The organism is Atlantibacter sp. MEI4A-1023 (genome assembly GCF_056155425.1).
In genome coordinates this window covers 4,123,950-4,148,021 of sequence record NZ_CM149568.1, presented here as the reverse complement: position 1 = coordinate 4,148,021, position 24,072 = coordinate 4,123,950, and the positions used below count along the sequence as shown (strand labels likewise).

Below are 24,072 nucleotides of genomic sequence, written 5' to 3'. Positions count from 1 at the left end.
GAGGGCTCTTGATGACTCGTTCAGTGCCGGACGTGGGTGCGCCAAAGCGCCGTTTCCGCTGGCCGCAGGGAATGCCGCAACTGATAGCGTTGCTGCTGGTATTGCTGGTCGATAGCATGGTGGCTAACCATTTCTTCCAGATTGTGGTTCAGGATGGGCGTTTATTCGGCAGCCCAATAGACATCTTAAACCGCGCCGCACCGGTGGCGCTGCTGGCGATTGGCATGACGTTGGTGATTGCCACCGGCGGGATCGACCTGTCGGTCGGTGCCATCATGGCGATTGCCGGGGCGACAGCGGCGTCATTAACCGTTGCGGGCCATAGCCTGCCGGTGGTGTTGCTGGGCGCGCTTGGCGTTGGGGTGCTTGCCGGATTGTGGAACGGCATCCTGGTCGCTGTGCTAAAAATTCAGCCCTTTGTGGCGACGCTTATTCTGATGGTAGCCGGGCGCGGCGTGGCGCAGCTCATTACCTCCGGGCAAATCGTCACCTTTAACTCGCCCGCGCTCTCTTTCCTGGGCAGCGGCTCGCTGTTGTTTTTCCCGACGCCGGTGATTATCGCGCTGGTAACGCTGATCGTGTTCTGGCTGTTCACCCGCAAAACCGCGCTCGGCATGTTTATCGAAGCGGTGGGAATTAACATCCGCGCGGCGAAAAACGCCGGGGTAAATACCCGCCTGATGGTGATGCTGACCTATGTGCTCAGCGGCCTGTGCGCCGCCATCGCCGGGATCATCGTTACCGCAGATATCCGCGGGGCAGACGCCAACAACGCCGGTCTGTGGCTGGAGCTGGATGCCATCCTCGCGGTAGTGATTGGCGGCGGTTCGCTAATGGGCGGGCGCTTCAACATCGCGCTGTCAGTGGTGGGTGCGTTGATTATCCAGGGGATGAACACCGGGATTTTGCTGTCCGGTTTCCCGCCAGAGCTGAACCAGGTGGTGAAAGCGGTGGTAGTGATGTGCGTGTTGATTGTTCAGTCACCGCGCTTTATTAGTCTGTTACGTCGGAGACGCCGCGATGATTAAACGTAATTTACCGCTGATGATCACCCTGGCGGTGTTTGTGCTGGGTTATCTCTACTGCCTGACGCAGTTCCCCGGTTTCGCCTCCACGCGGGTGATTTGCAACATCCTGACCGATAATGCCTTTCTGGGAATTATCGCCGTCGGGATGACCTTCGTGATCCTCTCCGGCGGAATTGACCTGTCGGTAGGCTCGGTGATCGCCTTCACCGGCGTGTTCCTCGCTAAAGCCATCGGCTTCTGGGGTATATCGCCGCTGCTGGCATTTCCGCTGGTGCTGGCGATGGGCTGCGCCTTCGGCGCGTTTATGGGCTTACTGATCGACGCGCTGAAAATCCCGGCGTTTATTATCACCCTCGCCGGGATGTTCTTTCTGCGCGGCGTCAGCTATCTGGTTTCCGAAGAGTCAATTCCGATTAACCATCCGATCTACGACACGCTGTCCAGCCTCGCCTGGAAAATCCCCGGCGGTGGGCGCTTAAGCGCCATGGGGCTGTTGATGCTCGGTGTGGTGGTGATTGGCATTTTCCTGGCGCATCGCACCCGCTTCGGCAACCAGGTCTACGCCATTGGCGGCAACGCCACCTCCGCCAACCTGATGGGGATCTCTACCCGCAGCACCACCATTCGCATCTACATGCTGTCTACCGGGCTGGCCACGCTGGCGGGCATCGTGTTTTCTGTTTATACCCAGGCGGGCTATGCGCTGGCGGGGGTAGGGGTAGAGCTGGACGCCATCGCCTCGGTGGTGATCGGCGGCACGCTGCTTTCCGGCGGCGTAGGTACGGTGCTGGGCACGCTGTTTGGCGTAGCGATCCAGGGGCTGATTCAGACCTATATCAACTTTGACGGTACGCTAAGCTCCTGGTGGACCAAAATCGCCATCGGCATTTTGCTGTTTATCTTCATCGCCCTGCAACGCGGCCTGACCGTGCTGTGGGAACGCCGCCAGAACGCCGCTGTCACCCGTGTTAACCCGGCGATAGCAAAGCAGTAACATATTGAAAGTATTCGTACCTGACTAAACTTTTTCCGGTAAATGCCGATAACTCACTACTGGCTTCACGTGGAGTTATCGGCAACCACCGGGAAATGACTATGTTGAAAAACCTCTCTATTCGCATGGGCCTGCTGTCCGTACTGGCAGCCATGACGCTGTTGTTATTACTGGTCAGCGGGATCGGTATTTACGCGCTAACCCAAAGCTCCACCTCGCTGCAACGCATTAATCATCTCCAGGGCGAACAGATCATGCGCCTCAACGACGGCTACACCCAGATCCTGCGGGCGCGCAATGAATCGGGGCAGGCGGTGCGCCTGATGGAAGTCGGCCTGTTGCAGGATGCGGAAAAGTCGGTCAACCGCATCGAAAGTGAAATCAGCCAGGGACGGAAGACGTTAAAAAGCCTGCTGGAAAGCAACGTCAACGATGAGCAGGGCCAGCAGTTGCTGGGGCAACTGTCGCGCAGTTTTGACGCCTTTAACGTCAACGGCATCACGCCAATGCTGGCCTCGCTGAAAAGCCAGAGCCCGGACGATTACTATGCCCTGATGGAAAACGGCCTGATCCCGCTGTCGCAAAAATTTGATAACGACATGCGTACCTTCCTCGCCTGGAGTGAAAACCGCGGGAAAGATGAAGTGGCGGCGGTGCTGCAACATAAACAAGCCGTGCTGGGGCTGATGGTGCTGGCGGCGCTGATCGCTGCGGGCCTGATAGTCGCCGTCTGGTTCGGGATGCGCCACCTGCTGCTGAGCCCCCTCAACCGTGCGATCCTGCAAGTGGAGCGAGTGGCGGCGGGCGACCTGACCCACACCGTCATCCCAGGCACGAACAATGAGCTGGGCCGCCTGGCGAATGCTATTGACGCCATGCGCCAGTCGCTGGTGGTGTCGGTCACTAAAGTGCGTGACGCCAGCACGCAAATCGATACTGGCAGCCGGGAGCTCACCGCCGGGAATATCGATTTATCCCGCCGTACCGAGTCTACTGCCACCTCGCTGGAGCAAACCGCCGCCAGCATGGAGCAGATCACCGCCACCGTGAAGCAGAACGCCGAGAACGCTGAACAGGCCCATCGCCTGACGCAAAACGTGTCGGAAACCGCCGATCGCGGCAGCGAAATGGTGTGCTATGTGATTGAAAAAATGCGTGATATCTCCGGCAGCGCCAACCGCATCGCCGATATCCTGAGCGTGATCGACGGTATCGCTTTCCAGACCAATATCCTGGCGCTGAATGCGGCAGTAGAAGCAGCGCGCGCGGGCGAGCAGGGGCGTGGATTTGCAGTCGTGGCAGGCGAGGTGCGCACCCTGGCGAGCCGCAGCGCCGAAGCCGCCAAAGAGATCCGCACGCTGATTGCCGATTCGCAAACTCACGTAGGTGAAGGCAGCGATCTGGCGATGCAGGCCGGGGAAACCATGGATGAGATCGCCAGCGAAGTGATGCGTATGACCAAACTGATGCGCGAAATCGCCAGCGCCTCCCAGGAGCAGAGCCGGGGTATTGAGCAGGTGAATATCGCGGTGAGCCAGATGGACGAAGCGGCGCAGCAAAACGCCGCGCTGGTAGAGCAGTCGTCTGCCGCCACCCATTCTCTGGAAGCGCAGTCGCAACTGTTGGTGGAAACCATGTCAGGCTTTAAAGTGCAGCTACAGGCATAAAAATACCCCGGCGTGCCGGGGTATCAAATAATGCAGATCCCCTGTCAGCGACGGGGGATTTTTGTTTTACGCGTCAGGATATTCGCGAATAAAGCGCTCGACATCGTTCACCATGCTGTCGGTGCCCACGAAGAACGGACGACGCTGGTGCAGGCTCTCAGGGATAATATCCAGGATACGGGCTTTTCCGTCGCTCGCCTTGCCGCCCGCCTGTTCCGCCAGGAATGCCATCGGGTTGCATTCATACAGTAAACGCAGTTTCCCTTCCGGGTGGCTTGCGGTGCTCGGGTACAGGTAAATCCCGCCTTTCAGCAGGTTGCGGTGGAAATCCGCCACCAGCGAACCGATATAACGCGACGTATACGGGCGTTGAGTATTGGCATCTTCTTCCTGGCAGAACTTGATGTATTTCTTCACGCCCTGCGGGAATTTGATGTAGTTGCCTTCGTTAATCGAGTAGGTGTTGCCTTTTTTGGGGAAGCGCATGCGCTCCTGGCTCAGGCAGAACACGCCCAGGGAAGGGTCGTAAGTAAATGCGTGTACGCCACAACCGGTGGTGTAAACCAGCATGGTTGAGGAGCCGTAAACCACGTAACCCGCCGCAACCTGTTTGTTGCCAGGCTGGAGGAAATCTTCTTCAGTAACTGGCGTACCAACTGGAGTCACGCGGCGGTAGATAGAGAAAATCGTCCCAACAGAGACGTTAACATCAATGTTGGACGAGCCGTCCAGCGGGTCCATCAGCACCACGTACTTAGCGTGTTCACAACCCTCGAACACCACTATTTCATCTTCTTCTTCCGACGCGATCCCGGCAACGATATCGCGGGCTTTCAGCGCGGCCTTCAGTTTTTCGTTCGCGAACAGGTCGAGTTTTTGCTGCACTTCGCCCTGGACGTTTTCAGCGCCGCTGGCACCTAAGATATCAACCAGTCCGGCTTTATTGATATCGCGATGGATAATCTTGGCGCCCAGCTTTATTGCCGACAGCAGCGCAGTCAGTTCGCCGGTAGCATGAGAAAATTCATGCTGCTTTTCGACAATAAATTCACCTAACGTTTTCATAACACTTTCCCTGCATCCTGGTTTGAGTAAAGCGATCATTTAATCGTAACAAAGATAGAAAGGTTAGCGCACAGGTGAATCGAGACAGCAAATAACAGAATCGCCTTAAATGCGTTTCTTCGCACTCCAACATGCGGGTAGAATATGCGCCGGATGAAAAAAGGACAGTAACGTATGCGTATTCATATTCTGGGTGTATGTGGCACCTTTATGGGCGGGCTGGCGATGCTTGCGCGGGCCCTGGGCCACGAGGTAACCGGCTCGGATGCAAATGTTTACCCGCCGATGAGTACCCTTCTTGAAAAGCAAGGTATTGATTTAATTCAGGGCTATGATGTCGAACAACTCGATCCGCGCCCGGATCTGGTGATTATCGGCAACGCCATGACGCGCGGCAATCCGTGTGTTGAAGCGGTGCTTGAGCACAATATCCCTTATATGTCTGGCCCGCAGTGGCTGCATGACTTCGTGCTGCGTGACCGCTGGGTAATCGCCATTGCGGGAACGCATGGCAAAACCACCACGGCAGGCATGGCGACCTGGATACTGGAAGCCTGCGGCTATAAGCCAGGTTTTGTGATTGGCGGCGTGCCGGGCAATTTCGACGTTTCCGCGCGGCTGGGCGACAGCCCGTTCTTTGTGATTGAGGCGGATGAGTATGACTGCGCCTTCTTCGATAAACGTTCCAAATTCGTGCATTACTGCCCACGCACCCTGGTGCTCAACAACCTGGAGTTTGACCACGCGGATATCTTTGACGATCTGCGGGCGATCCAGAAGCAGTTCCACCACCTTGTGCGCATTGTGCCGGGGCAGGGCAAGATCATCTGGCCGGAAGGCGATGCCAATCTGAAGCAAACTCTGGCAATGGGTTGCTGGAGCGAGCAGGAGCTGGTGGGCGAGCAGGGCCACTGGCAGGCGAAAAAACTCAATGCCGATGCCTCAAACTGGGAAGTGCTGCTGGATGGTCAGCGTGTGGCTGAAGTGAACTGGCAACTGGTGGGCGAGCACAACATGAATAACGGGCTGATGGCGATTGCCGCCGCGCGTCATGTGGGCGTGACGCCTGCCGATGCGGCGCAGGCGTTAAACAGCTTTGTGAACGCCCGCCGTCGTCTGGAACTGCGCGGCGAAGCCAATGGCGTGACGGTGTATGACGATTTCGCGCATCACCCGACGGCGATCCTGGCGACGCTTGCCGCGCTGCGCGGCAAAGTTGGCGGTACGGCGCGTATTCTCGCCGTGCTGGAGCCGCGCTCCAACACCATGAAAATGGGCCACTGTAAGGACGACCTGGCTCCCTCGCTGGGACGCGCCGATGAAGTGTTCCTGTTCCAGCCGTCGCACATTCCGTGGCAGGTGTTTGAAGTGGCGGATGCCTGTATTCAGCCTGCGCACTGGAGCGGCGACGTCGACACGCTGGTGGAAATGATCGTGAAAACCGCCCAGCCCGGCGACCATATTCTGGTGATGAGCAACGGTGGTTTTGGCGGCATCCATCAGAAACTGCTGGATGCGCTGGCGAAGAAAGCGGAGCTGGTTCAACAGGATTAACGCGGATTCGACAAACTGAAGTCATAAAAAAAGCCCGTCAGCGATAACCTGACGGGCTTTTTACTGGCCGAATTACACGTCCAGGTAATTCATAATGCCGTCGGCGGCTTTACGCCCTTCGGCAATCGCCGTCACCACCAAATCGGAACCGCGCACGATATCGCCGCCGGCAAAGATTTTCGGGTTGCTGGTCTGGAACGGGTTGTCGCTGCGCTCCGGGGCGATGATGCGGCCCTGGGAATCCAGCTCCACGCTGTGCTGCGCCAGCCACTCCATGCTGTGCGGACGGAAACCAAACGCCATTACCACGGCGTCAGCAGGCAGAACATGTTCGGAGCCCGCGACAATCTCCGCGCGACGACGGCCATTGGCGTCCGGCGCGCCCATTTCGGTGCGAACCATCTTCACGCCGGAAACTTTACCGTTGGCGTTGATTTCCACGCCCAGCGGCTGCACGTTGAATTTGAACTCCACCCCTTCTTCACGGGCGTTTTTCACTTCACGGCGCGAACCCGGCATGTTCTCTTCATCACGACGGTAGGCGCAGGTGACATGGGTTGCACCCTGGCGCACGGAGGTACGCACGCAGTCCATCGCGGTATCGCCGCCGCCCAGCACCACCACGCGTTTGCCTTCCATGCTGATATACGGCGACGCCGCATCTTCGCCGAAGCCCATAGTGTTGCGAGTGTTGGCGATCAGGAACGGCAGCGCGTCGAATACGCCCGGCGCATCTTCGTTTTCAATGCCGCCGCGCATCGACTGATAGGTGCCGACGCCCAGGAATACCGCATCGTACCCGGCAAGCAGCGCTTCCAGCTGCACATCGCGGCCCACTTCGGTGTTGAGCTGGAACTCAATGCCCATGCCGGTGAAGATTTCACGGCGGCGGGTCATCACTTCTTTTTCCAGTTTGAACGCCGGGATACCGAAGGTCAGCAGACCGCCGATTTCCGGGTGGCGGTCATACACCACCGCTTTGACGCCGTTACGGGTTAGCACGTCGGCACAGGCGAGGCCCGCCGGGCCCGCGCCGATAATCGCCACGCGCTTGCCGGTCTGCTTCACGCCGGTCATATCCGGACGCCAGCCCATTTCAAACGCTTTATCATTGATATAGCGCTCGATGTTGCCGATGGTGACTGCGCCGAATTCGTCGTTCAGGGTACATGACCCTTCACACAGGCGATCCTGCGGGCAGACGCGACCACAGACTTCCGGCAGGGTGTTGGTCTGGTGCGACAGTTCCGCCGCTTCGAAAATGCGGCCTTCGTTGGCTAACTTCAGCCAGTTCGGAATGTAGTTATGAACCGGGCATTTCCACTCGCAGTACGGGTTACCGCAGGAAAGGCAGCGGTCCGCCTGGGCTTTCGCCTGGCTTTCTGAAAACGGCTCGTAGATCTCAACAAACTCAATTTTACGGATTTTGAGTGGCTTCTTCGGCGGATCAACGCGTTGTAAGTCGATAAATTGATATACGTTTTGGCTCATCATGACCTCTTAAATCCGGCCAGCGCAACGCGGTGCGCTGGCCGAGATTCTTACTGCGCCTGCACCCGCAATTCAGCGGCGCTGCGACTACGGTGACCCAACAATGCTTTGACATCACTGGACTTCGGTTTAACCAGCGCGAATTTGGCTGAGAACGACGGCCAGTTAGCCAGGATCTCTTCGCCGCGCTGGGAGCCGGTCAACTGCACGTGCTCCGTGATCAGACCGCGTAAGTGCTCTTCATGGATGGCAAGCTCATCCACGCTCAGTACTTCCACCAGTTCCGGGTTCACGCGTTTACGGAATTCACCATCTTCATCCAGCACGTAGGCGAAGCCGCCGGTCATGCCTGCGCCGAAGTTAACGCCGGTTTTACCCAGGATACAGACGATACCGCCGGTCATGTATTCACAACCGTTATCGCCAATGCCTTCCACGACCGTGATGGCCCCGGAGTTACGCACCCCGAAACGTTCGCCCGCGCGGCCCGCTGCATACAGTCGACCGCCGGTCGCGCCGTACAGGCAGGTGTTGCCGATGATGCTGGCTTCATGGCTGCGGAACGCGGAGCCCACCGGCGGACGAATCGCCAGTAAACCGCCTGCCATGCCTTTGCCCACATAGTCGTTGGCGTCGCCGGTCAGGTACAGCTCCACGCCGCCCGCGTTCCAGACGCCGAAGCTCTGACCCGCGGTGCCGTTGAAATGCGCCTTGATCGGGTCGGAAGCCAGGCCCTGGTCGCCGTGCGTCTGGGCGATATAGCCCGACAGCAGCGCGCCCACGGAACGGTCAGTGTTGCGGATATCAAACCAGAAGGTCTTGCTCTGTTTCTGGTCCACGTACTCTTTCGCCTGGTTCAGTAACTGCGCATTCAGCACGCCGTTATCAAACGGCGGGTTGGTTTCGGTGCAGTACAGCGCTTTGCCAGGATGCGGCTCGGCGGTTTCCAGCAGACGGGACAGATCCAGCTTCTGCTGCTTCGCCGTGTAACCGTCCAGCTCTTTCAGCAGGTCGGTGCGGCCAATCAGGTCCACCAGGCGCGTCACGCCCAGTTGCGCCATCAGCTCGCGGGTTTCACGGGCGATAAACTCAAAGTAGTTAGTCACTTTGAACGGCAGGCCGTGATAGTGGTTCTTACGCAGTTTGTCATCCTGAGTCGCGACGCCGGTCGCGCAGTTGTTCAGGTGGCAAATACGCAGGTATTTACAGCCCAGCGCCACCATCGGGCCGGTGCCGAAACCGAAGCTTTCTGCGCCCAGAATCGCCGCTTTGATAATATCAAGGCCGGTTTTCAGGCCGCCATCCACCTGCAGGCGGATTTTATGACGCAGGCCGTTGGCAACCAGCGCCTGCTGGGTTTCCACCAGGCCGAGTTCCCACGGGCATCCCGCATACTTCACTGACGATAGCGGGCTCGCGCCGGTGCCGCCGTCGTAACCGGCGATGGTGATCAGGTCGGCATAGGCTTTTGCCACGCCGGTAGCGATGGTGCCCACGCCCGGCTCGGAAACCAGTTTCACCGAGATCAGCGCTTTCGGATTTACCTGCTTCAGGTCGAAAATCAACTGCGCCAAATCTTCAATCGAGTAGATATCGTGATGCGGCGGCGGGGAGATCAGCGTCACGCCCGGCACCGAATAACGCAGTTTAGCGATATACGGGGTGACTTTGTCGCCCGGTAGCTGGCCGCCTTCGCCCGGCTTCGCGCCCTGCGCCACTTTAATCTGGATAACGTCAGCGTTGACCAGGTAGGACGGGGTCACGCCAAAGCGGCCCGAGGCAACCTGTTTGATGCGCGACACTTTATTGGTGCCATAGCGCGCCGGATCTTCGCCGCCTTCGCCGGAGTTAGAGTTGCCGCCGATGCTGTTCATGGCTTCCGCCAGCGCCTCGTGGGCTTCCGGGCTCAGCGCACCGATAGACATCGCTGCGGTGTCGAAGCGTTTGAACAGTTCGCTCGCCGGTTCAACATCATTGATGCTGACCGCATCGCCCTGTGGGTTAAGCGCCAGCAAATCACGCAGGGTTGCCGCCGGACGTTCGTTAACCAGCCTGGCGTATTCCTGATAATCGCTGTATTCGCCGCTCTGCACCGCCTGTTGCAGGGTGCGCACCACGTCCGGGTTGTAGGCGTGGTATTCGCCGCCGTGCACGTATTTGAGCAGGCCGCCCTGTTCCAGCGGTTTGCGGGCAAGCCAGCTGCGCTTCGACAGGTTCAGCAGATCCTGTTGGAAGTCGGCAAACCCTGCGCCGCCGATACGGCTGACCACGCCCTGGAAGCACAGGCTGGAAACTTCATCATGCAGGCCAACGGCTTCAAATAGCTTCGAACAGCGGTAAGAGGCGATAGTCGAGATGCCCATTTTGGACATGATCTTGTACAGCCCTTTGTTGATGCCGTTACGGTAGTTCTGCATCACCGTGCGGTAGCTTTTCTCAATGGCGTGGGTATCCACCAGCTTCGCCAGGGACTCATAGGCGAGGTACGGGTAAATCGCGGTCGCGCCAAAGCCGAGCAGTACGGCAAAGTGGTGCGGGTCGCGGGCGCTGGCGGTTTCAACAATGATGTTGGCGTCGCAGCGCAGGCTCTTATCCACCAGGCGGGTCTGGATTGCGCCCACCGCCATCGGTGCCGGAACCGGCAGACGGTTTTTCGCGATGTTGCGGTCAGACAGCACCAGCAGAACCGTGCCGTTGCGCACCATTTGTTCCGCTTTATCGCACAGCGCTTTCACCGTCTCTTCAAGCGAGGTTTCGGTGACGTCAAAAGTAATGTCCAGCACATCGGCGCGATAGTGCTCTTCGGTCATGGTGGTGAGCTGATTAAAATCAGACCACAGCAGGATCGGCGATTTAAAGCTTAAACGGTGCGCCTGGCCTTCGGCCTCGCAGAACACGTTCATCTCGCGGCCAATGCTGGTCGCCAGCGACATCACGTGCGCTTCACGCAGCGGATCGATTGGCGGGTTGGTCACCTGCGCGAACTGCTGGCGGAAATAGTCATAGATAATGCGCGGCTGGCTGGAGAGCACGGCGAACGGGGTATCGTCACCCATTGAGCCGACCGCTTCCTGGCCGTTTTCACCCAGTACGCGGATAATGGAGTCCAGCTCTTCAAAGCTGTAGTTAAATTGCTTCTGGTAGCTGGTGAGCGTGTCATCGTCCATTTCGCGCTGGCCGACCTGGTCGTCAGGCAGATCTTCAAACGGCACCAGACGGCGCACGTTTTTCTCCATCCACTCTTTATACGGGTGGCGGATTTTCAGATCGTGGTCGGTTTCCGCCGAATGCAGAATGCGGCCAATGCGGGTGTCGATCACCATCAGCTCGCCCGGCCCAACGCGGCCTTTTTCCACCACTTCATCCGGCTGGTAATCCCAGATGCCCACTTCAGAAGCACAAGTAATCAGCTTGTCTTTAGTGATGACGTAGCGTGCCGGACGCAGACCGTTACGGTCCAGGTTACAGGCGGCGAAACGACCGTCGGACATCACGATGCCCGCCGGGCCGTCCCACGGCTCCATGTGCATGGAGTTAAAGTCAAAGAACGCGCGCAGATCCGGGTCCATGTTCGGGTTGTTCTGCCAGGCTGGCGGCACCAGCAGACGCATGGCGCGCACGATGTCCATCCCGCCTGCCAGCAGCAGTTCGAGCATGTTATCCATCGAGCTGGAGTCGGAGCCGGTTTCGTTAACGAACGGCGCGGCGTCGTGCAGATCCGGGATCAGCGGGGTCTGGAATTTATAGGTACGGGCGCGCGCCCACTGGCGGTTGCCGGTGATGGTGTTGATTTCGCCGTTGTGCGCCAGGTAGCGGAACGGCTGGGCCAGCGGCCAGCGCGGCACGGTGTTGGTGGAGAAGCGCTGGTGGAACAGGCAGATAGCCGATTCCAGACGCAGGTCCGCCAGGTCCAGGTAAAAGCGCGGCAGATCCGCCGGCATACACAGACCTTTATAGATATTCACCAGGTTAGACAGGCTACAGACGTAGAAGTCTTTATCTTGCTGATTGCGTTTTTCGATACGGCGGCGTGCGATAAACAGACGGCGCTCCATATCACGCGGACGCCAGCCCGCAGGGGCGTTAACAAATATTTGCTCAATTCGCGGCAGGGAGGAGAGGGCGATTTCACCGAGTACGCCGTCGTTGGTCGGCACTTCGCGCCAGCCTACGATCGACAGGGTTTCACGTTGCAACTCTTCTTCAACGATGCGGCGGCTTTGCGCCGCAAGTTCCGGGTCCTGATTTAAAAACAGCATCCCGACGGCATAGTTTTTTGCTAAGCGCCAGCCGCGCTCTTCCGCCACCAGGCGAAAGAAACGATCGGGTTTTTGTAACAGCAGGCCGCATCCGTCGCCGGTTTTGCCGTCTGCGAGGATTGCGCCACGGTGCTGCATACGGGCCAGTGCGTGAATAGCGGTACGCACTACCTTGTGGCTAGGTTCGCCTTCTATGTGGGCGATCAGGCCGAAACCACAGTTATCCTTCTCAAGGGATTTATCGTACAACATATCAGTGAACCTCCCCAGGCTCTGCGGACTCGCTCTGACACCGATAGCGCGCGGACACAGCAAGAGCAGGCGACGGGGTTTTGCGTATCATACGCGCACCTCGCATTCGCCCTCTCAATATCCTTTTCGCATCGGTACACAAGTGTTGAGGACTTGCTTCAGAGGGAATCTCAATTACTGCATAAATATGATGAGCAGAGTGCTCATCCAGAAAGCTTCCAGCGGATTTCCAAGTTATCGGGATTTGCGACACAGGTCAAATGGCATTCTTATTTATTCAAATTTGTGCTAACCGTGTGTTAACTTAATGAAATTAAAAGTTATTTAAGGATTTTTTGATTTCAGGGAGTGGCCTGGACACCGTGGGCAAGTGTGATCTGTCTCACTATCAAAAAGCGGCTAAAACTATACAGCGCGCTATTGTTAAATAAATTGGTAGATAATTGTGCTGAATATGGCTCTTAAGCCGCATAATGCCTCTGTTTTCGCGGCGATGTCATATTCTTTAAATAATGGGCGAGTTTATAAGTAAAAATAATTGCTACTGGAGTGACTGAAATTTCGATAATTATGAATGATTATTCAAATGATAAAGGCAAGGGCAGGCGCTTGATCCACATCATCGCCGTAAAGAGGTAAAAATGGCAGTCTGAGGCCCTTTTTTAGGCCGGCCTTCCAGATTATGCAGTTACAAAAATTAGTCAATATGTTTGGTGGCGATCTTTCACGTCGCTACGGACAAAAAGTTCACAAACTCACGCTGCATGGCGGCTTTAGTTGCCCCAACCGCGATGGCACCTTAGGGCGCGGCGGTTGTACCTTCTGCAACGTGGCCTCGTTCGCTGATGAAGCGCAGCAGCACCGCAGTATTGCCGAACAGCTCGCCGACCAGGCGCGGCTGGTGAATCGCGCTCGCCGCTATCTGGCCTATTTTCAGGCTTACACTAGCACCTTTGCCGAGGTGCAACTGCTGCGCAATATGTATCAGCAGGCCATCGATCAGGCTAATGTAGTGGGGCTTTGCGTGGGGACGCGCCCGGACTGCGTGCCGGATAGCGTGCTGGATCTGCTGTGCGGCTATCGGGAGCAGGGCTACGAAGTCTGGCTGGAGCTTGGCCTGCAAACCGCCAACGATAAAACCCTGCACCGCATCAATCGCGGCCATGATTTCGCCTGCTACCAAAAAACAACCCGTCTTGCCCGCCAGCGCGGCCTGAAAGTTTGCACGCATCTAATTGTCGGTTTGCCCGGCGAAGGCCAGCAGGATGCGCTGAACACGCTGGAGAGCGTGGTCCACACCGGCACTGACGGCATCAAGCTGCACCCGCTGCATATCGTTACCGGCAGCATTATGGCAAAGGCCTGGGCGGCAGGGCGGCTCAACGCTATCGAACTGGAGGATTACGCCACTATCGCAGGTGAAATGATCCGCCATACTCCGCCGGAGATTATCTATCATCGTATTTCCGCCAGCGCGCGGCGGCCGACGCTGCTGGCACCACTGTGGTGCGAAAACCGCTGGACCGGGATGGTAGAAATTGACCGCTACCTGAGCCGAGAAGGCGTTCAGGGCTCGGCATTAGGCACGCCCTGGCAGGCAAATCCTTCCTCTATCGCCGTTTAACGCCGCGTTCAAACGGCGATAAATGGATTCCACCGCGCACTTTTTTTCACAACCTTCAGCGTAACGGCCGGAATTGAGTATTATTGAGCGGTACGCAGCAAAGGAACATCCTATGAAGCAAATCCGTTTATTGGCACAGTATTACGTCGACCTGTTGGTCAAACTTGGGCTGGTTCGTTTTTCGTTATTGCTGGCGTTAGTGCTGGTGATACTGGCGATGGTTGTGCAAATGGCGGTGACCATGGTGCTGCATGGTCGGGTCGAAAGTATCGATGTGATCCGTTCTATCTTCTTCGGGTTGTTAATCACGCCCTGGGCGGTCTATTTCCTGTCAGTGGTGGTCGAACAACTGGAAGAGTCGCGCCAGCGCCTGTCAAAGCTGGTGGATAAGCTGGAAGAGATGCGCGAGCGCGATCTGAAGCTCAACATCCAGCTAAAAGACAATATTACCCAGCTTAACCAGCAGAATGCCGAGCGTGAAAAGGCAGAGGCCGAGCGCCAGAAAGTGCTGGAACAGCTCACCGTCGAGATGAAAGAGCGCGAAGTCACGCAAATTCAGCTTGAGCAGCAATCTTCGTTTTTACGCTCCTTCCTGGATGCCTCCCCGGACCTGGTGTTCTATCGCAACGAAGACAAAGCGTTTTCCGGCTGCAACCGCGCGATGGAACTGCTGACCGGCAAAAGCGAGAAACAGCTTATCGGCCTGCAACCGCACGATGTGTATGCCCCGGAAGCAGCGGAAAAGGTCATTGAAACCGATGAAAAGGTGTTCCGCCACAACGTCTCGCTTACCTATGAACAGTGGCTCGATTACCCCGATGGCCGCAAAGCCTGTTTTGAAATCCGTAAAGTGCCGTACTACGACCGCGTCGGCAAACGCCACGGGCTGATGGGCTTTGGCCGCGATATCACTGAACGTAAGCGCTATCAGGATGCGCTGGAGCGGGCGAGCCGCGATAAGACCACCTTTATCTCTACCATCAGCCATGAGCTGCGTACGCCGCTTAACGGCATCGTTGGCCTGAGCCGTATCCTGCTGGATACCGACCTCACGGCGGAACAGCAAAAGTACCTGAAAACGATCCACGTCTCCGCCGTGACTCTTGGCAATATCTTCAACGATATTATCGACATGGATAAAATCGAGCGCCGCAAAGTACAACTGGATAACCAGCCTGTCGACTTTACCGGCTTCCTGGCCGATCTCGAAAACCTGTCTGGTTTACAGGCTCAGCAAAAAGGGCTGCGCTTCGTGCTGGAGCCTGCTCTGCCGCTGCCGCATAAGGTCATTACCGACGGTACGCGCCTGCGCCAGATTATCTGGAATCTGATCAGTAACGCAGTGAAGTTCACGCAAAAAGGGCAGGTGACGGTACGGGTCAGTTACGAAAACAGCATGCTGCGGTTCGAAGTGGAGGATTCCGGCATCGGCATCCCGCAGAACGAGCAGGATAAAATCTTTGCCATGTACTACCAGGTGAAAGACAGCCACGGCGGGAAGCCCGCTACCGGCACCGGGATTGGCCTGGCGGTATCACGCCGGCTGGCGAAAAACATGGGCGGCGACATCACCGTCAGCAGCCATCCGGGCAAAGGCTCAGTATTTACTCTGACGGTGCAGGCGCCGCGCGTGGCGGAAGAGATCGACAGTACCTCTGACGATGACGATATGCCGCTGCCGGCGCTGCACGTGCTGCTGGTAGAAGATATCGAACTGAACGTGATTGTCGCCCGCTCGGTACTGGAAAAAATGGGTAATAGCGTCGATGTGGCGATGACCGGCCAGGAAGCGCTTGATATGTTTAAACTGGGTGAATATGACCTGGTGCTGCTGGATATTCAGCTCCCGGACATGACCGGGCTGGACATTTCCCGCAAACTGACCAGCCAGTTTGACGCCAGTGAACTGCCACCGCTGGTGGCGTTAACTGCCAACGTTTTGAAAGACAAAGGTGAATATCTGGCGGCGGGCATGGATGACGTGCTCAGTAAACCGCTATCTGTCCCGGCGCTTACCGCCATGATCAAGAAGTTCTGGGATTCCCGTTCTAACCATGAGGAGAGGATCGTGTCACTCGAACAACACAGCAAACAGAATGCATTGCTGGATGTCGCAATGCTGGAACAGTACATGGAACTGGTTGGACCGAAACTGATCACAGACGGTCTTGCCGTGTTTGAGAAAATGATGCCGGGCTACCTGAGCGTCCTGGATTCCAATCTGACCGCCCGGGATCAAAAAGGGATCGTCGAGGAAGGCCATAAGATCAAAGGCGCGGCGGGATCGATCGGTTTACGCCATCTCCAGCAGGTCGCGCAGCAGATCCAGTCTCCGGATCTTCCGGCATGGTGGGATAACGTCGGTGAATGGATCGAAGAGCTGAAACAGGAATGGCAAAACGACGTGGCGGTGTTGAAAGCGTGGGTAGCGAGCGCTCCAAAAAAATGACCCCGGCTATACCGGGGTGCGCGAATACTGCGCCAACACCAGGGAAATCGAGGCCATGTTAATGGTGTTGTGTTAGTCGGGTAACATGGCCGGGTAGATGAAACTGCACGTGCATTAAGATAGCAAAACTTAAATTTATTGTTACGTGAATCAGTTAAATGTGTGAAGCATAGCGTTTTATAAGCGTAATTAATCTGCTTCGGGATGTCGGAAGAAAGGAAAATCGCGATGAAAAAAATAGGCGTGGTGCTGGCAGGATGTGGCGTTTATGACGGCGCTGAAATCCATGAAGCGGTGATCACTTTACTGGCGTTGGCACGGCAGGATGCGCAGGCTTGTTGCTTCGCGCCGGATAAACCCCAGGCCGATGTGATCAATCATCTGACCGGTGATCCTATGGCGGAAAGCCGCAATGTGCTGATCGAAGCGGCGCGTATTGCCCGTGGCGCGATCAAACCCCTTAGCGCGGCCAATGCCAGTGAACTGGATGCGCTAATCGTACCGGGCGGCTTTGGTGCGGCGAAAAACCTCAGCAACTTCGCCAGCCAGGGCAGTGAATGCACCGTCGATCCTGAATTAAAGCGCCTGGTTCAGGCGATGCACGCGGCGGGTAAACCGCTGGGGTTTCTGTGTATCGCCCCCGCGATGCTGCCAAAACTGATCCCCGCGCCGCTGCGCCTGACCATCGGCACCGATATCGATACCGCCGAAGTTATTGAAGAAATGGGCGGCGAACATGTGCCATGCCCGGTTGAAGATATCGTGGTCGACGAAGAGAACAAACTGGTGACCACCCCGGCTTATATGCTGGCCAAACGTATTGATGAAGCGGCAGACGGCATTGAGAAACTGGTCGCCAGGGTGCTGGATCTGTGCGAATGACGCGGGGCCGCTTGCCGATCGTAGGCACGCTAAAACGGTGGATTGTCCGGTTACTGTTAGGGGTTTTTGGCTTGTGGATCGCCGGGATCCTGATGTTCAGCATACTGCCGGTGCCTTTTTCCGCCGTGATGATTGAGCGGCAGCTTTCCGCCTGGCTGCACGGTGATTTCGGCTATGTGGCGCACTCTGACTGGGTCGGTATGGATGAGATCTCACCGTGGATGGGCCTCGCGGTTATCGCGGCTGAGGATCAAAAATTCCCGGAGCACTGGGGATTTGATATGGCGGCGATCCAGAAAGCTGTCGCCCATAATGAGCGCAATGAAACACGCATTCGCGGCGCGTCGACGCTGTCTCAGCAAACGGCAAAAAATATGTTTCTGTGGGACGGCAGAAGCTGGCTGCGCAAGGGGCTGGAAGCCGGTTTAACCGTGGGGATCGAGACAGTATGGAGCAAGCGGCGGATCCTGACGGTATACCTCAACGTCGCCGAATTTGGCAACGGGATCTTTGGCGTGGAAGCCGCCGCGCAGCACTATTTTAATAAGTCAGCTAGCAGGCTTAGCGCCTCGCAGGCCGCATTGCTGGCCGCTGTGCTGCCAAACCCGCTGCGTTTTAAAGCGGATGCGCCGTCAGGCTACGTGCGTTCGCGCCAGGCCTGGATCCTGCGTCAAATGCAGCAGCTTGGTGGGGAGTCGTTTATGGCGCAGCACAAGCTTGATTGAGCGCGCCGGGAGGTTAGTCTTCGTCGAAACCCGCGTTAAACAACGCAATCACCGCCGCCAGCGCTTCGACTTCCTGCGGGCCATTGGCTTCGATTTCAATATGACCGCCCTGGGCGGAATCCAGCATCAACAGGCCGATAACGCTGCTGGCTTCCGCTTCGGTGCCCGCCTCGTTTCGTAATAACACTTCCGCATCAAAGCTTTGCACTAATTCGAAAAGCTTCATTGCCGGGCGGGCGTGCATGCCCAGCTTATTGGTAATTTCAACGGTTTGTTTGACGGTCATGTTTTACGTTTTTCCAGCGTGCGATGGCGGGACTGGACGTTTTTGCCGCGTGAGCGGAAGTAATCAGCCAGTTGCTCGGCAATGTACACAGAGCGGTGTTTGCCGCCGGTACAGCCAATGGCCACCGTTAAGTAGCTACGGTTGTTGGTTTCCAGCATCGGCAGCCACAGTTCAAGATAGCTGCGCGTCTGGTAGATAAAATTATGCACTTCGGTGTGGCGGTCTAAAAACGCCGCGACCGGTTTATCCAGACCGGTCATCGGACGGAGTTTCGGGTCCCAGTGCGGGTTAGGCAAAAAGCGCACGTCAAATACATAATCCGCATCGATAGGGATGCCGTGTTTAAAGCCAAAGGATTCGAACACCATGGTCAGTTCACGCTCGCGTTTACCCAACAGGCGGGTACGCAGCATTTCCGCCAGTTCGTGGACCGACATCTCAGAAGTATCGACGATCAAATCGGCGCGGGAACGCAGCGGCTCCAGTAGATCGCTTTCTTTGTCGATAGCGCTTTCCAGTGAGAGATTCTTGCTGGAAAGAGGGTGCAGGCGACGGGTATCGCTGTAACGGCGGATCAGCGTATTGCGATCGGCATCGAGAAACAGCAACTGCGGCGAGAAGGTATCCGGCAGGTTGTTCATCGCCTGTTCGAAAATTTCCGGTGATTCCGGCATGTTGCGAACGTCAATGCTGACAGCGGCGGAAATATGATTATCTGAAAGCGTCCGGGCAAGATCGGGTAGGAGCACAACCGGCAGGTTGTCTACGCAATAGAACCCCATATCTTCCAGCGCACGCAACGCCACGGACTTTCCTGAGCCTGAGCGTCCGCTGACAATCATCAATACCATCTCGATTTCTCCCACACGGCGGGCTGCTTCGGTACAGCCAGGGTGACTTCCTCCACCCGATTATTCACTTTGGTTTTCATTGCTGCCTTCAGTAATGATCTGATACAGCTCTTCGTCGCTTTGCGCGGCACGCAGGCGGCGGCAAATCGTTTTGTCCGCCAGACGCTTCGCCACTAATGACAGGGTATGCAAATGCGTTTTGGTTTGATCTGCCGGGACCAGTAAGGCAAACAGCAGATCTACGGGTTGGTTATCAATGGCATCGAATGCAATAGGCGTCTCAAGCTGTACAAACACGCCTACGGCGCGCAAGGTATCTTCTTCCAGTTTGCCGTGTGGAATGGCAATGCCGTTGCCGATACCGGTACTGCCCATACGTTCGCGGGTCAGGATCGCTTCAAATACCACTTGTGGCGGCAGGCTTAACTGTTTTGCGGCCAGTTCGCTGACGATTTCCAGAGCGCGTTTTTTGCTCTGGCAGTGAACACCGCTGCGGGTACATTCCTGGTTAAGGACACTGCTCAAATCATAAGTCATCATATTTTCACCTAAGCATTCTCAATGCCAACGGCTCGTCGTCAGTGACCACGAGCCGTTGAAACACCAGGTAAACGCCCGGACTCTTAATGTTGTTTTAGTTTATCTTTATGTTTAGTCAATTGACGCGCCAGTTTATCAATAAGCCCGTCGATGGCTGCATACATGTCTTGCCCTTCCGCACTGGCATGAATCTCCCCACCGTTCACATGCAGAGTCGCATCCGAAATGTGAGTGACCTTCTCCACTTTCAGCACAATATAGACCTGGTTTATCCTTTCAAAATACTGCTCCAGCTTGGCGAACTTCGTGTTCAAAAACTCGCGCAAAGATTCAGTGATTTCGACGTTATGTCCTGTGATGTTGAGCTGCATAGTGTCTTCCTTATCGGTTATATCAGACCAGTTGTTTACGCTGGTTTGACGGCGGAATGGACAGAGACTCTCGATATTTGGCGACGGTACGGCGTGCCACCATGATACCTTGTTCAGACAGCATGGAGGTCAGTTTACTGTCGCTCAGGGGTTTTGCCGGATTCTCGCCGGCAATTAATTTCTTCACCAGAGCCCGAATAGCGGTGGAGGAGGCTTCGCCGCCGCCTTCAGTATTCACGTGGCTGGAGAAGAAATACTTCAGTTCAAAAATGCCGCGCGGGCTATGCAAATATTTTTGGGTCGTGACGCGCGAAATCGTCGATTCGTGCATTTCGACGGCCTGGGCGATATCTGCCAGCACCATCGGTTTCATATGTTCTTCACCCTGTTCAAAAAACGCCTGCTGCTGTTCTACAATGCAGCGGCTAACACGTAACAGGGTGTCGTTGCGGCTTTCCAGGCTCTTAATCAACCAGCGTGCTTCCTGAAGGTTGCTGCGGATAAACTGGCCATCGGCGTCGTTGCGGGCGCTACTGCCCATCGAGGCATAATGTTGATTGATCTTTAAACGCGGAATACTGTCGGCATTGAGTTCTACCGTCCAGACGCCGTTGTGTTTGCGCACCAGCACATCCGGGATGACATATTCCGGCTCGCTGGTTTGAATCGACTGGCCCGGTCTGGGGTCGAGGGACTGGATAAAATTGACCGCCTCTTTGAGGATGTCTTCTTTGAGCCGCGTCACGCGCATTAGCGTGCGGAAATCGTGATTCGCCAGCAGATCGAGATGCTCACTGACGATCAGCCGCGACTCTTCCAGCCAGGGGGTGTCTTTGGCATATTGCGAAAGCTGGATCAACAGGCAATCGCGCAAATCCCGGGCGGCGACGCCGACAGGATCAAAACGCTGGATGCGCTTCAGTACGGCTTCGACTTCTTCAATATCCGTTTCGTCATCCCCGACGCTTTCCAGAATATCTTCCAGCGACACGGTGAGATAGCCGGTGTCGTCCACGGCATCGACGATAGACGTGGCAATTGCGCGGTCGGTATCGGAAAAGGGGGTCAGTTCAACCTGCCACATCAGGTAATCCTGGAGTGACTGGGTGGTTTCGCCCTGATAGATAGGCAGTTCATCATCCTGATAATCCACCCCGTTACCCGAAGGCGTTCCAGCGGTGTAGATTTCGTCCCAACTGGCGTCTAACGGCAGTTCGTCCGGCATCTCTTTTTGTTCAAGAGCGTCGGCGGTGTCCAGCGTTTCAGTATCACGGGCTTCCTGAGTGTCTATCTCATCATGAAAGTCGGTTTGCTCCAGCAACGGATTGCTGTCCAGCGCCTGTTGCAGCTCCTGCTGGAGTTCTAACGTAGACAGCTGCAACAAGCGGATCGCCTGTTGCAGTTGCGGCGTCATGGCAAGCTGTTGGCTTAGCCTCAGTTGCAAACCTTGCTTCATATTCAGAGCAACATTCCTCAGGTTTATACCCTAACTGTACAACCTCTCTGGCATCGAAGGCCGATGCAGGGAAGCGGCAAGGGGTACTTACGTCAATTATACCTGCACAGGCAGATTCTGAAGCTTCGTCAGGGAGCTTCAACCCTCTGTGATTTGCTCTACCGTATCAGAGTCTGAACTCTTCCCCAAGATACACACGTTTAACCTGTTCGTCTTGCAGGATTTGGTCAGGCGTACCGTGCGCAATCAGGTTGCCCTGGCTCACGATATAAGCGCGCTCGCAGACCGCCAGCGTTTCGCGGACGTTGTGGTCAGTGATCAGTACGCCGAGGCCGCTGTCGCGCAGATGCTCAATAATACGTTTAATATCAATTACCGAGATGGGATCTACCCCAGCAAACGGCTCATCGAGCAGAATAAATTTGGGATTCGCCGCCAGCGCACGGGCAATTTCAACGCGGCGACGTTCACCGCCGGACAGCGACTGGCCGAGGCTATTACGCAAGTGGTCGATGTGGAACTCTTCCATCAGCTCGACGGCGCGGTCTTCACGCTGTTCGCTGGTGAGATCGTCACGGATCTGCAACACCGCCATCAGGTTGTCATAAACGCTCAGGCGGCGAAAAATCGACGCTTCCTGCGGGAGGTAACCAATACCGCGACGGGCGCGGGCATGCAAAGGCAGCAGGCTGATGTCTTCATCATCAATGATGATATTCCCGGCATCGCGCGGGACAATTCCCACCACCATATAGAACGTCGTGGTCTTGCCCGCACCGTTCGGGCCGAGCAGACCCACGATTTCACCTGAATTCACCGTCAGGCTGACATCCTCGACGACGCGGCGGCCTTTATAGGCTTTGGCGAGGTTTTTCGCTGTTAATGTTGCCATAAAAAATTAGTTACTCTTGTTGGGCGCTGGCGCATTGGCGGCGGGTTTGTTCTTGTCCTGCAACTGCGACGGCACCAGCACGGTCGTCACGCGTTTGCCCTTATCGCTAAACGCCTGCATCTTCTGCTCTTTGACCAGGTAGGTGATTTTGTCGCCCTTGATGTTGCTGTCCAACTGCTCAAGGAAGGCATTGCCGGTCAGGGTCACAAAGTCATTCTGCAGTTCATAATGCATGGTATCGGCACGGCCTTTAACCGGTTTGCCGTTGTCCTGCATCTGGAAAAAGGTGGCGGGTTTACCGTAGCCGTCGATCACCTCTTTGCCGCTCTCGCCGCCCGGACGGGTGACAACCACTTTGTCGGCATTGATTTTGATCGTGCCCTGGGTCACCACGACGTTACCGGTGAAGGTCACGACGTTGCCCTGCATATCCAGCGACTGTTGATCGGATTCGATATGAATCGGCTGATCGGTATCACCGGTCAGCGCCAGCGCTGGAAAAGCCGCCGCCAGCAACGCACCGGATAAGGCAAGGTTAAGGCTGAGTTTGTTTATTTGGAATTTCATAGGACGTTCTAACCTTTTCAATCAGCTCGGCAGTTTTGCTGCGTAAGTTTCCGCGCATTTTTAGGCCGCTGGAGTTAAAGCTGGTGCCGTATAACGTCACCAGATCGTCTGACGCCACATCCTGCGTCAGTAGATTGATCTGCGCGTTATCGGTAGTAATTTTGCGTAATTGCGCTTCAGGGGTCAGCGCGTCAACAACGACATTGCCATACAGATACAGCATCCTGTCATTAGTCAGTTTGGCTTTATCTGACGTGATTGACCAGGTAGGAACTTTGTTGGCATCCAGCATGATCATGACAGGTTTCGTAAACCACGACACGCCACTATCAGAAAAGTATTCAACGTGTTGCGCTTCCAACTGGTAATTTAGCGCCCCTTCAGGACTATAAACCAGCGTGTTGGATTGCTCGCTTTGGTAAGTCGGCTCGTTGTTATTATTAACGACCTGCGTCGCGTCATCCTGGCTGGTCAGATTAATACCGATCAAAACCAGCGCGACCAGCGCGAGCAGAATGATAACCCAACGTCTGGTTTTACTCATATCGATTGCCCTTTGGCGTCTTCCAGCTTGCCCTGCGCCAGCAGCAGCAGATCGCAAACCTCACGTACCGCGCCCCGGCCACCCGCGATGTGGGTGACATAATCCGCACGCGGCGTCAGTAGAGGATGGGCATCGGCAACCGCCACGCTGAGCCCAACGTCTGCCATCACCGGCCAGTCAATCAAATCGTCGCCCACATAGGCGACCTGTTGAGCCGACAGCGACAATTTTTCCAGTAGCTCGTGATAGGCGAGCAGTTTATCCGACTGGCCCTGGTACAAATGTTTAATCTTCAGCGTGGCGCACCGGTCTTCCAGCAGTTTGGCTTTACGCCCGGTGATGATGGCCACGTCAATACCCGACGTCAGCGCGCAGCGTATGCCATAGCCATCGCGCACATTGAACGCTTTGAGCTCTTCGCCATTATTACCCATATAAATCAGGCCGTCGGACATCACGCCGTCGACGTCCAGAATCAACAGGCGGATCTTCTGTGCCTTGTGAATGACTTTTGCGCTCACCGGACCGTAACAGGTGGTGATTGCAGCATCATGATTACTCATTAAAGACTTATC

The 24,072-nt window shown here is 56.0% G+C and carries 20 protein-coding genes; 8 read left to right on the top strand and 12 right to left on the bottom strand.

Translation table 11 applies throughout. The features are described from left to right. Positions 1–8: 8 nt before the first annotated feature. The 3 genes from ytfT to ACVV26_RS19665 all read left to right on the top strand — a co-directional run bounded on the left by ytfT (position 9) and on the right by ACVV26_RS19665 (position 3,689). The gene (ytfT, locus tag ACVV26_RS19675; RefSeq protein ID WP_474798955.1) at positions 9–1,028 is read left to right on the top strand and encodes a galactofuranose ABC transporter, ATP-binding protein YtfT; all 1,020 of its coding nucleotides are present in this window, start codon (positions 9–11) and stop codon (positions 1,026–1,028) included. Further along, positions 1,021–2,022 carry a galactofuranose ABC transporter, permease protein YjfF gene (gene yjfF, locus ACVV26_RS19670; RefSeq protein WP_312983786.1) on the top strand — a complete coding sequence of 334 codons (1,002 nt, stop codon included), beginning with the start codon at positions 1,021–1,023 and terminating at the stop codon, positions 2,020–2,022. Before ytfT ends, yjfF begins: the two co-directional genes overlap by 8 nt. A 101-nt stretch (positions 2,023–2,123) precedes the next feature. Then, positions 2,124–3,689, top strand: coding sequence for a methyl-accepting chemotaxis protein (locus ACVV26_RS19665; RefSeq protein ID WP_474798953.1), 1,566 nt, complete (start codon positions 2,124–2,126; stop codon positions 3,687–3,689). A 66-nt stretch (positions 3,690–3,755) separates the two neighbouring features. Here ACVV26_RS19665 and fbp read toward each other — a convergent pair whose 3' ends face one another. After that, a complete protein-coding gene (gene fbp, locus ACVV26_RS19660) occupies positions 3,756–4,754 on the bottom strand; it encodes a class 1 fructose-bisphosphatase (RefSeq protein WP_474798951.1) in 999 nt (332 codons plus the stop codon). A 174-nt stretch (positions 4,755–4,928) separates the two neighbouring features. Between fbp and mpl the strand changes: the two genes are divergently transcribed. Next, positions 4,929–6,308: a UDP-N-acetylmuramate:L-alanyl-gamma-D-glutamyl-meso-diaminopimelate ligase gene (mpl, locus tag ACVV26_RS19655; RefSeq protein ID WP_474798950.1), complete on the top strand. Its 1,380-nt coding sequence runs from the start codon at positions 4,929–4,931 to the stop codon at positions 6,306–6,308. 72 nt (positions 6,309–6,380) lie between these two features. On the opposite strand, the gene ACVV26_RS19650 is transcribed toward mpl, so the two are convergent. Further along, positions 6,381–7,799, bottom strand: coding sequence for a glutamate synthase small subunit (locus ACVV26_RS19650; protein ID WP_474801927.1), 1,419 nt, complete (start codon positions 7,797–7,799; stop codon positions 6,381–6,383). A 50-nt stretch (positions 7,800–7,849) separates the two neighbouring features. Then, positions 7,850–12,310 carry a glutamate synthase large subunit gene (gltB, locus tag ACVV26_RS19645; protein WP_474798948.1) on the bottom strand — a complete coding sequence of 1,487 codons (4,461 nt, stop codon included), beginning with the start codon at positions 12,308–12,310 and terminating at the stop codon, positions 7,850–7,852. 682 nt (positions 12,311–12,992) lie between these two features. Here gltB and mnmL point away from each other — a divergent pair. From mnmL to mtgA, 4 genes are all read left to right on the top strand, one after another. Then, positions 12,993–13,934 carry a tRNA modification radical SAM protein MnmL/YtqA gene (gene mnmL, locus ACVV26_RS19640; protein WP_474798947.1) on the top strand — a complete coding sequence of 314 codons (942 nt, stop codon included), beginning with the start codon at positions 12,993–12,995 and terminating at the stop codon, positions 13,932–13,934. A gap of 112 nt (positions 13,935–14,046) precedes the next feature. Further along, positions 14,047–16,383: an aerobic respiration two-component sensor histidine kinase ArcB gene (gene arcB / locus ACVV26_RS19635; protein ID WP_474798946.1), complete on the top strand. Its 2,337-nt coding sequence runs from the start codon at positions 14,047–14,049 to the stop codon at positions 16,381–16,383. 228 nt (positions 16,384–16,611) lie between these two features. Continuing rightward, on the top strand, positions 16,612–17,265 hold the full coding sequence (gene elbB / locus ACVV26_RS19630; protein WP_474798945.1) for an isoprenoid biosynthesis glyoxalase ElbB: 654 nt from the start codon (positions 16,612–16,614) through the stop codon (positions 17,263–17,265). Next, complete coding sequence (gene mtgA / locus ACVV26_RS19625; protein WP_474798944.1) at positions 17,262–17,990, top strand: monofunctional biosynthetic peptidoglycan transglycosylase; 729 nt, start codon at positions 17,262–17,264, stop codon at positions 17,988–17,990. The genes elbB and mtgA overlap by 4 nt, the downstream gene beginning before the upstream one ends. 13 nt (positions 17,991–18,003) lie before the next feature. Here mtgA and npr read toward each other — a convergent pair whose 3' ends face one another. The 9 genes from npr to kdsC form a co-directional block, all read right to left on the bottom strand. Further along, positions 18,004–18,276: a PTS phosphocarrier protein NPr gene (gene npr, locus ACVV26_RS19620; RefSeq protein WP_125294223.1), complete on the bottom strand. Its 273-nt coding sequence runs from the start codon at positions 18,274–18,276 to the stop codon at positions 18,004–18,006. Then, positions 18,273–19,127: an RNase adapter RapZ gene (rapZ, locus tag ACVV26_RS19615; RefSeq protein ID WP_312983901.1), complete on the bottom strand. Its 855-nt coding sequence runs from the start codon at positions 19,125–19,127 to the stop codon at positions 18,273–18,275. Before rapZ ends, npr begins: the two co-directional genes overlap by 4 nt. A 60-nt stretch (positions 19,128–19,187) precedes the next feature. Further along, on the bottom strand, positions 19,188–19,667 hold the full coding sequence (ptsN, locus tag ACVV26_RS19610) for a PTS IIA-like nitrogen regulatory protein PtsN (RefSeq protein ID WP_183169760.1): 480 nt from the start codon (positions 19,665–19,667) through the stop codon (positions 19,188–19,190). 83 nt (positions 19,668–19,750) lie between these two features. Continuing rightward, positions 19,751–20,038, bottom strand: a complete 288-nt coding sequence (gene hpf / locus ACVV26_RS19605; protein WP_125294226.1) for a ribosome hibernation promoting factor — start codon at positions 20,036–20,038, stop codon at positions 19,751–19,753. Between the two features lie 22 nt (positions 20,039–20,060). After that, positions 20,061–21,494, bottom strand: a complete 1,434-nt coding sequence (rpoN, locus tag ACVV26_RS19600; RefSeq protein ID WP_474798943.1) for an RNA polymerase factor sigma-54 — start codon at positions 21,492–21,494, stop codon at positions 20,061–20,063. Positions 21,495–21,660: 166 nt separating this feature from the next. Further along, positions 21,661–22,386, bottom strand: coding sequence for an LPS export ABC transporter ATP-binding protein (lptB, locus tag ACVV26_RS19595; RefSeq protein WP_183169758.1), 726 nt, complete (start codon positions 22,384–22,386; stop codon positions 21,661–21,663). Between the two features lie 6 nt (positions 22,387–22,392). After that, positions 22,393–22,953: a lipopolysaccharide ABC transporter substrate-binding protein LptA gene (gene lptA / locus ACVV26_RS19590; protein ID WP_474798942.1), complete on the bottom strand. Its 561-nt coding sequence runs from the start codon at positions 22,951–22,953 to the stop codon at positions 22,393–22,395. Further along, positions 22,922–23,497: an LPS export ABC transporter periplasmic protein LptC gene (gene lptC, locus ACVV26_RS19585; RefSeq protein ID WP_474798941.1), complete on the bottom strand. Its 576-nt coding sequence runs from the start codon at positions 23,495–23,497 to the stop codon at positions 22,922–22,924. Before lptC ends, lptA begins: the two co-directional genes overlap by 32 nt. After that, entirely contained in the window at positions 23,494–24,060 is a 567-nt protein-coding gene (gene kdsC / locus ACVV26_RS19580; protein WP_474798940.1) for a 3-deoxy-manno-octulosonate-8-phosphatase KdsC, read from the bottom strand. The genes lptC and kdsC overlap by 4 nt, the downstream gene beginning before the upstream one ends. Between the last annotated feature and the right edge of the window lie 12 nt (positions 24,061–24,072).

Excerpts from the sequence above, each read along its gene's own strand:
- yjfF (WP_312983786.1), top strand. The coding sequence starts at position 1,021 with ATGATTAAACGTAATTTACCGCTGATGATCACCCTGGCGGTGTTTGTG.
- ACVV26_RS19665 (WP_474798953.1), top strand. The coding sequence starts at position 2,124 with ATGTTGAAAAACCTCTCTATTCGCATGGGCCTGCTGTCCGTACTGGCA.
- fbp (WP_474798951.1), bottom strand. The coding sequence starts at position 4,754 with ATGAAAACGTTAGGTGAATTTATTGTCGAAAAGCAGCATGAATTTTCT.
- mpl (WP_474798950.1), top strand. The coding sequence starts at position 4,929 with ATGCGTATTCATATTCTGGGTGTATGTGGCACCTTTATGGGCGGGCTG.
- ACVV26_RS19650 (WP_474801927.1), bottom strand. The coding sequence starts at position 7,799 with ATGAGCCAAAACGTATATCAATTTATCGACTTACAACGCGTTGATCCG.
- gltB (WP_474798948.1), bottom strand. The coding sequence starts at position 12,310 with ATGTTGTACGATAAATCCCTTGAGAAGGATAACTGTGGTTTCGGCCTG.
- mnmL (WP_474798947.1), top strand. The coding sequence starts at position 12,993 with ATGCAGTTACAAAAATTAGTCAATATGTTTGGTGGCGATCTTTCACGT.
- arcB (WP_474798946.1), top strand. The coding sequence starts at position 14,047 with ATGAAGCAAATCCGTTTATTGGCACAGTATTACGTCGACCTGTTGGTC.
- elbB (WP_474798945.1), top strand. The coding sequence starts at position 16,612 with ATGAAAAAAATAGGCGTGGTGCTGGCAGGATGTGGCGTTTATGACGGC.
- mtgA (WP_474798944.1), top strand. The coding sequence starts at position 17,262 with ATGACGCGGGGCCGCTTGCCGATCGTAGGCACGCTAAAACGGTGGATT.
- npr (WP_125294223.1), bottom strand. The coding sequence starts at position 18,276 with ATGACCGTCAAACAAACCGTTGAAATTACCAATAAGCTGGGCATGCAC.
- rapZ (WP_312983901.1), bottom strand. The coding sequence starts at position 19,127 with ATGGTATTGATGATTGTCAGCGGACGCTCAGGCTCAGGAAAGTCCGTG.
- ptsN (WP_183169760.1), bottom strand. The coding sequence starts at position 19,667 with ATGATGACTTATGATTTGAGCAGTGTCCTTAACCAGGAATGTACCCGC.
- hpf (WP_125294226.1), bottom strand. The coding sequence starts at position 20,038 with ATGCAGCTCAACATCACAGGACATAACGTCGAAATCACTGAATCTTTG.
- rpoN (WP_474798943.1), bottom strand. The coding sequence starts at position 21,494 with ATGAAGCAAGGTTTGCAACTGAGGCTAAGCCAACAGCTTGCCATGACG.
- lptB (WP_183169758.1), bottom strand. The coding sequence starts at position 22,386 with ATGGCAACATTAACAGCGAAAAACCTCGCCAAAGCCTATAAAGGCCGC.
- lptA (WP_474798942.1), bottom strand. The coding sequence starts at position 22,953 with ATGAAATTCCAAATAAACAAACTCAGCCTTAACCTTGCCTTATCCGGT.
- lptC (WP_474798941.1), bottom strand. The coding sequence starts at position 23,497 with ATGAGTAAAACCAGACGTTGGGTTATCATTCTGCTCGCGCTGGTCGCG.
- kdsC (WP_474798940.1), bottom strand. The coding sequence starts at position 24,060 with ATGAGTAATCATGATGCTGCAATCACCACCTGTTACGGTCCGGTGAGC.